At 74.1% G+C, this 688-nt stretch carries 1 protein-coding gene; it reads left to right on the top strand.

What is annotated here, in order from left to right; all coding sequences use genetic code 11:
- The coding region (locus FV223_RS29220) for a carbamoyltransferase N-terminal domain-containing protein (protein WP_281407490.1) at window positions 1-688 on the top strand (688 nt) is incomplete at both ends.

Below are 688 nucleotides of genomic sequence, written 5' to 3'. Positions count from 1 at the left end.
GCGGCGCGGCGCGCGCGCGGATCGTGCGGCAGGACCGCTTCCCCCACCACCTCACCCACGCCGCCTACGCCCTGTGGGGCAGCCCGTTCTCGGACGCGACCGCGGTGATCGTCGACGGCATGGGCGAGACCGGCGCGGCCGCGCTCTACCGGATGGAGGCGGGCCGCATCGCCGAGGTGCGGCGCCACCGCGGCCGCGGCTCGGTCGGCTTCCTCTACGGGCTCGTCACGGACCTCGCCGGCTTCGACCAGCTCAAGGGCGAGGAATGGAAGATCATGGGGCTCGCGCCCTACGGCCGCTCCGATCCCGCGCTCGTCGCGCAGCTGCGCCGCCTGTACACGGCGGAGGGCGGCCGCCTGAAGTTCACCGACGACGCCACCGTGCGCGACGTGGTCGCGACGATCCTGAGCCGCCGCCCGGCCGATCTCGGCGAGGCCGGCTGGGCCGATCTCGCCAGGAGCGGCCAGGAGGTGTTTTCGGAGTTGATGGACATCCTCGTCGCCGAGGCCTGGGCGCTCAGCCCGCACGAGAACCTGGTGATCGCCGGCGGCTGCGGCCTCAACTCGTCCTACAACGGGCGGGTGCTCGAGCGCTCGAGCTTTTCCCGCCTGCACGTGCCGTCCGCGCCGGGCGACGACGGCAACGCCGTCGGCGCGGCCTGGCTCGCCTACGCCGCCGACAACCCGGG

The organism is Methylobacterium sp. WL116, from assembly GCF_008039455.1.
Taxonomy (GTDB): domain Bacteria; phylum Pseudomonadota; class Alphaproteobacteria; order Rhizobiales; family Beijerinckiaceae; genus Methylobacterium.
The sequence above is the reverse complement of the archived record's forward strand: the minus strand, read 5'-3'. Positions and strand labels throughout refer to the sequence as shown.